The following is a 9132-nucleotide window of genomic DNA, read 5'->3' as shown; positions in this document are numbered from 1 at the left end:
CGCCGCCGGCGAGCACCGAGAGGAGATCACCGTATGACGACCCCGAACCCGACCACGGCGATCCCAGCCGGGCCGACCTCGACGGGCGCCCCGCCGAACGCGGGTCCACCCACGAGCACGGGTGCCCGCACCCGCGCCGCCGCCCGGCGGATCCGCGCCCTGAGCAGGGCTGAGCTGCGGCTTCTCGTGCGGAACAAGACGGCCATGATAACCGCGCTCGCCATGCCAGTTCTGCTGGTGGTGTCCGTCTTCGGCTCGGTCGGGGACACCGCCGAGGAACATATGGAGCTCGGATCCTTCATCGTCGTCTCCTTGATCGGCTTCGCGCTGCTGTTCGTCGTGTACTACAACCTGGTCACCGCCTACGTCGCACGGCGCGAGGATTTGGTGCTGAAAAGGCTGCGCACGAGCGAGGCCACGGACATTGAGATCCTGACCGGAACCGCCGTTCCCGGGCTGGCGATCGCGCTCGGGCAGGTTCTCGTCGCCGTCGTCGCAGCAGTCGCGCTGCTGGACCTCGGTGCGCCGGTCAATCCCTTGCTCGTCATGATCGCCTTCCTCGGTGGGGCCGCTGTCTTCGTTCTGCTCGCCGCCGCGAGCACCGCGTTCACCCGCACAGCGGAGACCGCTCAGGTGTCGACGCTTCCCGTAGTCATGGTGTCCATGGTGCTGTCCGGGTCACTCGTCCCGATCGACGTGTACCCGGACGCCGTGCAGAACGCCGCTCAATACCTGCCGCTCAGTCCGGTCGTCGAGCTGACCCGGTTGGGACTGGAGGGCACCGCCGACGGATCCGCACCGGTCGGCTTCGCCGACACTTTCGTCGAGGCGCTCGCCCCGTCCGCGATCTTGCTCGCCTGGCTCTACCTCGGGGTCTACGCCGCACGTCGCTGGTTCCGCTGGGAACCGCGGACATAATGGTCCTGGCGCACACCTCGCACACCACCTAGGGACGGGCTGAGGACCATCGCGATGACATTCACCGGCGACGGCGCCAGGCGGGTCGACCAGTACAACCGGATCAGCATGTATGCGCTGGTGCTGACCGAGCCGCTCCTCGCCCTGGGACTGGTGGGGAACATCGCGACGGACACCCCCGGCTATGTCCTGACGACGCTGTTCGGGCTCGGCGTGGTGCACACCGTCGCTGTGTTCATGCTGCTCCGGGCGAGTTTCCGGTATCGCCTCGCCGAGGGGCCGCGGCCGGATATATACCGCGTGGTTGCCGGCGTCATCACGCTGATCTTCCTGATCACCCTCCAGGCGTGGCGGGAGTACCTGCTCCGTCCGGATTCCGACATGCCCCATCTCGGCTATGTCGCCCTCACCGTGGCGCTCACGTACTACGGTGGGACGCTCGCAGCCGGGATGACGGCCCGCCAGGGACGATGGGTGGCGGTCGCCGGCCTCGCGACACTGATCTCCTTCGGCTGGGCCGGCGGCCACGTGCCGTCCGACGCGCCTGCAACCACCACAGCCGTCATCTGGGCGGCGGTGGCCGTGCTGCTCGGCAGCACCTTCCCGACGTTCGTGTGGATCTCACGCGTGCTGCTGGAGCTTGACCGCTCCCGCCAGACCCAGGCTCGTCTCGCCGTCGCGGAGGAGCGGCTTCGGTTCGCCCGTGATCTCCACGACGTCCTGGGCCGAAACCTCTCGGTGGTCGCCCTCAAGAGTGAGCTCACCAGCAAGCTTGTCAGGCGGGACCCCGATGAGGCCGCACGGCAGGCGGACGAGGTCCGGCAGCTCGCCGAGAGCTCACTCAAGGAGGTGCGCGATGTCGTGCGTGGCTACCGGGCCACGGACCTCGAAGCCGAGCTGGCGGGCTCCCGGTCGGTGCTGGAAGCGGCGGGCGTGCGGTGCGCCATCACCAGCCTCTATGACGGCGCCGACCTCCCGGCCGACGTGCAGACGACGCTCGCATGGGTGGTGCGCGAAGGGACCACCAACGTGCTACGACACAGCGATGCGGCGCACTGCACGATCACGCTGGGTCGGGACGGAGATACGGTGATGCTCACCATGGAGAACGACGGAGTGCGCAGGGCACCCACGAGTCCCGAGGGCAGCGGCCTGGCAGGCCTGCGCGAGCGGGTCCGGGCCGGCGGCGGAACGTTGACCGCCGGCAGCCGCCCGGGCGATCGGTTCCGGCTGGCGGCGATGATCCCGCCCGGGGCACAGCCGGACAACGAACGACCCGACATCGAATGGCGGGGCAGGGAACGGCGAAACGAGGAACGGGAAAACGGGGAACGGCCGTGAGTATTCGTTTCCTGCTGGCGGACGATGAACATCTCATCCGGGGTGCGCTCGTCGCTCTGCTGGCCCTCGAAGACGATCTCACCTTGGTCGCGGAGGCGGCATCCGGCGACGAGGCGCTGGCGATGGCCCGCAAACAACGCCCGGACGTCGCAGCACTCGACCTCCAGATGCCCGGCCTGGACGGCATCGCCGTCGCTGAGGCCCTGCGCGATGAAGTGCCCGAATGCAAGGTCGTCATCGTCACCGGACACGGCCGGCCGGGACACCTGAGACGGGCGCTCAGCGCGGGCGTGCGTGGCTTCCTCCCGAAGACGGTGCCCGCCGACACGCTCGCTGACGTGATACGCACTGTGCACGGCGGAGGCCGATACGTCGACCCGGAGCTGGCGGCGGACGCGATCAGCTCCGGAGACAGTCCGCTCAGCGCCCGCGAGGCGGACATCCTCGAGCTGGCGGCCGACGGCACATCGGTCGAGGAGATCGCCACCCGGCTGGCGCTGGCTCCGGGCACCGTCCGGAACCATTTGTCCTCGGCTGGGCAGAAGCTGGGCGCGGCGAACCGGCACGAAACCGTCCAGCTCGCCCGGCGCCACGGCTGGATTTAAGGCCTGCGGCCACCGTCGGTGGTTGATCCATGAGAACCGGGCAGGCAGCGCCCAGGTCGAAGCTGCGATCGCACGCTTGTGAACGACGACTTTCGGGGTGAAATCCTGTGCCATCATTGGATCTTGCCCATCCAATTGATGTTACGGATCAGGTAACACTCCATGGTCGACCTGAGGTACTCTGACAATAGAGTTGAACGGCTCTGCACGGACGAGAAGGTGATGCGCAAGGAGGTCGGCTTCGAGGTGGCCAAGGCCTTGAAGAAGCGGCTCGCCGAACTTCGTGCAGCGAACGCCCTTGAGGACCTACGGCACGGCGTCGGCCGCTGGGAGCATCTCACCGGTGATCGCGGCCGGCAATGGTCGGCGCGTGTGAGCGCAAACTGGCGACTCATCGTCGAGCCGATCACCGATGACGGATCAACGACGCTCGTCGTCAATCTCGAGGACTACCAGACAACGGCAATCGGCGAGAGGAGGGAATCATGACCAGCCTCCCCAACTACGCAGTCCCCGCTGGCGAATTCGTCGCCGAGTGGATGGAAGATCATGCTGTCAACGCGGCGGAGCTCGCACGGCGTCTCGGCGTATCCCGAAAGCATGTGAGCGAGTTGCTCCGTGGCAAGGCGTCCCTGTCGCACGAGACGGCACTCGGCTTGGAGCGGGTGACGGGCATACCCGCTCGGATCTGGAATCAGTACGAGTCTCTGTATCGCGAAGACCTCGCTCGCCTCGGCGCCGAGCAAGCGCTGGTCGATCAGCACGAAGAGGCGAAGGCCTTCCCCTTGCGCTATCTCCGCACGTACAGCTACATCACGGCAGACACCAAAGACAGAGTCGGCACTGTCTCTCAGCTGCTCAAGCTGCTCGGCGTCGCGAGCCTCCAGGCGTGGAACACAACATGGAAGTCCGATGCAGTCGCCTACCGCAAATCGCTGCGCGGCCGCGATGACTGCATCGACCTCGCGGTATGGCTGACCCTGGGCGAACGAGCTGTCCGATGGAACGAACTGAACGCGTACAACGAAACGCAACTACGTGACATACTCCCATCGCTGCGCGCTCTGACACGTGATGACCCGTCGACATGTGTTGACAATCTCGTCGCGAAGCTCGCCAGCGTCGGAGTAGCGCTCACATTCGTTCCGGAGGTACCGGGTCTTGGTGTCTACGGGGCGACCCGATGGCTTGGGCAGCATCCGATCGTCCAGCTCTCGCTACGCGGCAAGGCCGACGATCAGGTGTGGTTCACCCTGTTCCACGAGATCGGCCATGTCCTCCTTCACGCACACAACGGTCTCTACCTCAATACGGATCGCGATCACGCTGAGGACGAGGCCAATCAGTTCGCAGCCGATACGCTCATCCCGCCGGAGCATGCGGAACGCATGCCTCGGGGACGTAACATTCAAGCCGTACGTGCCTTCGCCGAAGAGATCGGTGTGGCACCGGGAATCGTCCTTGGCCGAATCCACCGCGAGACAGGCGACTACGCGTGGGGACACCAGCTCAAGAGGCGCTTCGAGTTCCAGGCTGAGCCGCAGCGCGAGTAGGGATGGGTTGAGATAGCGCCGATCGACTGCTCCAGCCAACTCGTCGAATCGTCCGTGGAGCCGGTCATCGATTATCGTGTCCCAGCGTGAGGGGGAAGGACCGGAACGCCGAGAACCTGTGGCACGAGTTCCGCACCAATGCCGCCGCCGATGTGACCATGTCCCTGCTGCGCTCGAACGACGCGCTGCTGCACCTCGCTCTGATGGCCGCGCACCTCGGCAACGGCCAGATCGTCGACGGGGAGACCCTCACCGCCAGGATCGAGGCCGACCTGGCCGGCCCCTTGCGCAGCTATGTTCCCACCGACGACGACCCGGTGTTCGCCCCAGCGCCGGACGCGGACGCGCTGCTGACTCGGTGGACGAAGAAGGGCTGGGTGCATCGCAGCATCGACCCGGAGTCCCGGCTGGAGCGTTACCAGCTGACCTCCGGCGCCAGCCAGGCCGTACGGCAGATGCGCAACCTGCGCCGGCAGACGTCGCTCGCCACCGAGTCAGCGCTGACCATGGTGATGGCCGAGATGCGGCAGATCGCCACCGAGGCCAACCCGGATCCCCAGGCCCGGCGGCAGGCACTGGACGAGCAGATCGCCATGCTCGTCGCCCAGCGGGAGGCGCTGGACAGCGAGCAGGCACCCACCGTGGACGAGCGTGAGCTCGTCGACAAGGTGACCGCGCTCACCCAGCTGATCGAGCGCATCCCGTCCGATATCGCCCGCTACGGCGAGCAGATGCAGGCCAACACCACGGCCCTGATCCGGCAGAGTCTCGCCGACGATCCTGCCGCCTTCGCCGAGTCGCTGGACCGGATGTTCGAGGGCCACGACGTCATCTCGGAGTCCGCGGAGGGACAGGCGTTCCGCGCCTTCGCCACGTTGATCGCCACTCCGTCACAGCGTGCGCAGCTGGAGACGGACATCGACGAGATCGTCACCCATGTCCGTACGCTGCCGCCGGACATGGTGGAGTCGCTGTCCAGCTTCATCGACGCCATGTGGGACCGCGTGCAGGAGGTCGAGGACGCCCGCGCCGTCGCGTTCCGGCGGATGAACAACTTCGTCCGAGGCGGCGACGCTCTGCACTACCGCAGCATGCGCACACTGGTCAGCGAGGCGCAGGCAGCGGCCGCCGAAGCGTTCCAGCACACTCACGGCGGACGCGATATCGGATTCCCGGTCCCGATGAGCGGTGCGGACACCTCGTCGGTCGGGCGGCTGAGGCTCTCCGAAGGGGCCGGCGATCCGCCGGACGCCCTCGCCGAGGGCGCAGACGACTTCACTGTCGACCCGGCTGCCCTGGTGGGCAAGGAGTCCATCGACTGGGCGACGCTGCGCTCGGCCGTGAACTCAGCGATCGAGGCTGTCTCCGCCGCCGGCGGCGGCCCGGCGACGCTCTCCGACGTGCTGGAGCGGATCGACCAACCGCGAACCGGGGACGTGGTGGGCCTGTGGTCGCTGGCCGCTCGCTACGGTGACGTCGACCCGGACGCGCGGGTGAACGCGTCCGCCCACACCAGCCGTGGCACGCGGGAGATCACGCTGCCGTGGATCGCGTTCACCGAGCCCGTCCCCGACCCGATGGCCGCTGCCGAGCACCATCGGACACTGAGTAAGCAACCCCTGCTCCTCGAAGCCAGTCTCCTGGAAGACACGGTCGATGCCTGATACACCGGATGACGCGGACACCATGACCACCGACAACGCCGGCCCGAGCCTGGGCGACACCGACGGTGACGGGCTGTTCTCCGAGGTGAGCGCCATCCCGGCTGCCACCCTGGACCCGACGGATGTCTTCGACGAGTCAGCCTCTGACGACGCCGCCGGGACGCGCGTCGGCTCCGGCGACCACGAAGCCCGCTTCGACGGTGACACCAGCGAGCTTCCGCCCGAGGTGTGCTGGACGCTGCAGGAGCTGGTCGCTGCCCCGCACGTCTCCGGGAGCAGCAGACACTGGGCGGTTCTGTTGCAGCACGAGAAGAAGCTGCGCAGCCGCCTGTCGGAGCTGGGCCTGCTGCTGGAGATCAACCACGAGCACCGGTACGCGTTCACCCGCCAGGCCGAGGACCCCAGCCAGCACAGCCGCGCCATCCTGCGCACCAAGACACTCAGCCTGGCGGCGAGCACACTGGCGCTCTACCTCTACCAGCAGTATCTGGCGTCACCGGAGAACCCGGTCGTGGAGACCGCCGACATGATCGATCACATGATGGCGTACAAGCGGGCCGATGACACCGACGAGGCGGCGTTCCACAAGAAGGTCGTCACCGCCATCAAGTCGCTCGACGACGCCGCGATCATCAAGCCTGTCAAGGGCACCGACCGGTATCTCGTCTACGGGGTGATCACGTCTGTGCTCACCGCGGAGAGGGTCGAGGTGCTGACCCGGCGCTACCAGGCTATCGCCCGTGGTGACGTACCGGCCGACGACGACGCGCCCTTCGGCGACACACCGTTCGGCGAGGCGGCGGCGACGGACCGGAACGACGACGATCCCGTCGCCGACGACACTTCGGATGAAGACACCGGCGAGATGGGCGAGGATGGGCCGAGCGGTGCCGAAGGAGGCGACGGAGTATGACTGATGACGTCACGCGGCAGGCCGGACAGCCGACGGCGCCCGAAGCCGGCGCCCGCACCATCTACCTCGGTCAGTTCCGCCTCATCCGGCTCCAGGTGATCAACTGGGGAACGTTCAACGGCTACAAGGACATCCCCGTGGACGAGCGAGGGGTGCTGTTCACCGGCCCGTCCGGCTCCGGTAAGTCCTCCCTCATGGACGCCCACTCGGCCGTCCTGCTCCCCACCCACGACCAGCGTTTCAACGCTTCCGCCGACCTGAACGTGCGCGGCGCCAAGCAGGCCACCCGCAGCGTCGCGGACTACGTACGCGGCGCCTGGTCGGAGACGAACGACGAACATGCCCAATCTCAGGTGCGCTATCTCCGGGGTGGCAAGGCGGCCTGGTCGGCGATCGCCGCCACCTATGCGGACGGCGTCGACTCGATCACCACGGCCGTCGTCGTGAAGTGGTTCACCGGAGCGGAGACCGACGGGGCGTCGCTGAAGACCATGCACCAGCTGCACCACGGCCACTTCAACCTCACGCTGATGGAGGAGTGGGCGCAGCGGAACTTCGACACCCGTTGGCTGAAGGCGACCTACCCGGCGCACTATCCCGAGAGCCAGACCGCCTACATGCGCGAGCTCACCAAGCGCATCGGCCTGGGCGGGTCCAAGACTGCGCTGTCCCTGCTGGGCAAGGCGAAGGCGATGAAGAACGTCGGCGACTTGAACCTGTTCATCCGGGGCAACATGCTCGACGAGCCGGAGACGTTCGCCGCCGCCCAGAAGATGCTCGACGCGTTCACCCCGTTGAACGAGGCGTACGAGACGGCGCGTCGCGCCAACGCCCAGGAGAAGGTGCTGCACGATCTGCCGCCGAACTGGGAGACGTACCGCGAGTCCGGCCGTACCCACAGCCTCGCCGAGTCACTGCTGGGCGACGCGATGGAGACCTACCTGCGCGGTGTGCACGTGCATACGCTCCAGGAGGCGCTGGACGAGCTGGAGCGGGAGAAGAAGGTCCTCGATGCCGACCTCGGCGAGCAGGAACGGCTCTACGAGGAGGCGAAGGCGGCCTACGTGTCGCTGGACGAACAGCTGCGCAGCGAAGGTCAGGCGCTGGAGGACCTGAAGCTGCGGCTGGAGACCGCCAACGGCGAGGCGCAGGCACGCGAGCGCACCTACCGCGCGTACAGCGCCCTGGTCGACCGGCTCGGCGAGTCTGTGCCGGCGACCGAGGAGGAGTTCGCCGCGCTGCGCGAGCGGCTCCCGCGGCTGCTGGAGCAGGCCCGTGCCGAACAGCAGGAGCTGGAGCCGCAACGGCACTCGGTGTTCGCCGCGGCCGGCGACGCCCGTAAGAAACACGAGGCCAAGGCCGCGGAGCTGACGACGCTGCGGTCCACCAAGTCTCTGATCCCGGCGCACGCGGCCCGGCGACGGGAACAGATCGCCGAGGGCGCCGGTGTCGACGTGACCGAGCTTCCCTATGCCGCGGAGCTGCTCGACATCGCCGACGGCGAGGAGCGCTGGCGTCCGGCGGCGGAGAAGGTGCTGCGCACTTTCGGCCTCCGCCTGCTGGTCCCGAAACGGCATCAGAAGTCCGTCCAGGCGTTCATCGACGGCAACGATATGCGCGGCGTCGTCGAGTACAGCGTGGTGACCGCCGTGTCCGGCGCTCCGTCGACCCCGGCGCGCAGCACGCTGGCGGCCAAGCTGACCGTCGACTGGGACCACCCCTGCGGGCCGTGGCTCGCCGACCAGGTGGCCGACAGGTTCGACCACGTCTGCGTCGAGAACGCCGACGAGCTCGACGAACACCGGATGGCGGTGACATTGCGCGGAACCGTGAAGCTGCCGGGCAGCCACTACCGCAAGGACGACCGTGCTGAGTCGACCAACCCGTCGTCGTTCATCCTCGGCGGGAATGTGACCGCCAAACTGGCAGCCCTGGAGAGCGAGGTCAGCGCGCTGGCCGTCGCCGAGGAGCGGGCTCGCGCCGATGCTGACGACCTTGACCGCCGCTACCGGGAGCTGGAGGCGACCGTCGACGCGGCGACCCAGCTGGAGGGTTACACCGGGTGGTCCCGGCTCGACCATTGGACGAGTGCCGAGTCCGTGGCGTCGTACTCGGAGCGTATCGAACAGGTGAAGGCG

8 protein-coding genes are annotated in these 9132 nt (G+C 67.5%); all 8 read left to right on the top strand.

The window, feature by feature from the left end; translation table 11 throughout:
* The first annotated feature begins 33 nt into the window (after window positions 1-33).
* The gene (locus ELR45_RS34735; RefSeq protein WP_165367542.1) at window positions 34-918 is read left to right on the top strand and encodes an ABC transporter permease; all 885 of its coding nucleotides are present in this window, start codon (window positions 34-36) and stop codon (window positions 916-918) included.
* A gap of 54 nt (window positions 919-972) precedes the next feature.
* Window positions 973-2259, top strand: a complete 1287-nt coding sequence (locus ELR45_RS06800; RefSeq protein WP_129664549.1) for a sensor histidine kinase — start codon at window positions 973-975, stop codon at window positions 2257-2259.
* On the top strand, window positions 2205-2864 hold the full coding sequence (locus tag ELR45_RS06795; RefSeq protein ID WP_129664547.1) for a response regulator: 660 nt from the start codon (window positions 2205-2207) through the stop codon (window positions 2862-2864). The genes ELR45_RS06800 and ELR45_RS06795 overlap by 55 nt, the downstream gene beginning before the upstream one ends.
* Window positions 2865-3026: 162 nt before the next feature.
* Complete coding sequence (locus tag ELR45_RS06790; protein WP_129664545.1) at window positions 3027-3353, top strand: type II toxin-antitoxin system RelE/ParE family toxin; 327 nt, start codon at window positions 3027-3029, stop codon at window positions 3351-3353.
* Window positions 3350-4417, top strand: coding sequence for an ImmA/IrrE family metallo-endopeptidase (locus ELR45_RS06785; RefSeq protein ID WP_129664543.1), 1068 nt, complete (start codon window positions 3350-3352; stop codon window positions 4415-4417). Before ELR45_RS06790 ends, ELR45_RS06785 begins: the two co-directional genes overlap by 4 nt.
* 86 nt (window positions 4418-4503) lie before the next feature.
* Window positions 4504-6081 (top strand): DUF3375 family protein, encoded by a 1578-nt coding sequence (locus ELR45_RS06780; protein WP_129664541.1) that lies wholly within the window; start codon window positions 4504-4506, stop codon window positions 6079-6081.
* Window positions 6074-6994, top strand: coding sequence for a DUF4194 domain-containing protein (locus ELR45_RS06775; protein ID WP_129664539.1), 921 nt, complete (start codon window positions 6074-6076; stop codon window positions 6992-6994). Before ELR45_RS06780 ends, ELR45_RS06775 begins: the two co-directional genes overlap by 8 nt.
* A partial coding sequence (locus ELR45_RS06770) for an ATP-binding protein (RefSeq protein ID WP_240759242.1) occupies window positions 6991-9132 on the top strand: 2142 nt, incomplete at its 3' end. The genes ELR45_RS06775 and ELR45_RS06770, both read left to right, overlap by 4 nt.

The organism is Phytoactinopolyspora endophytica, from assembly GCF_004138495.1.
GTDB classification, from domain to species: Bacteria; Actinomycetota; Actinomycetes; order Jiangellales; family Jiangellaceae; genus Phytoactinopolyspora; species Phytoactinopolyspora endophytica.
Note: the sequence above shows the minus strand (reverse complement) of the source record. Positions and strands in the feature narration are given on the sequence as shown.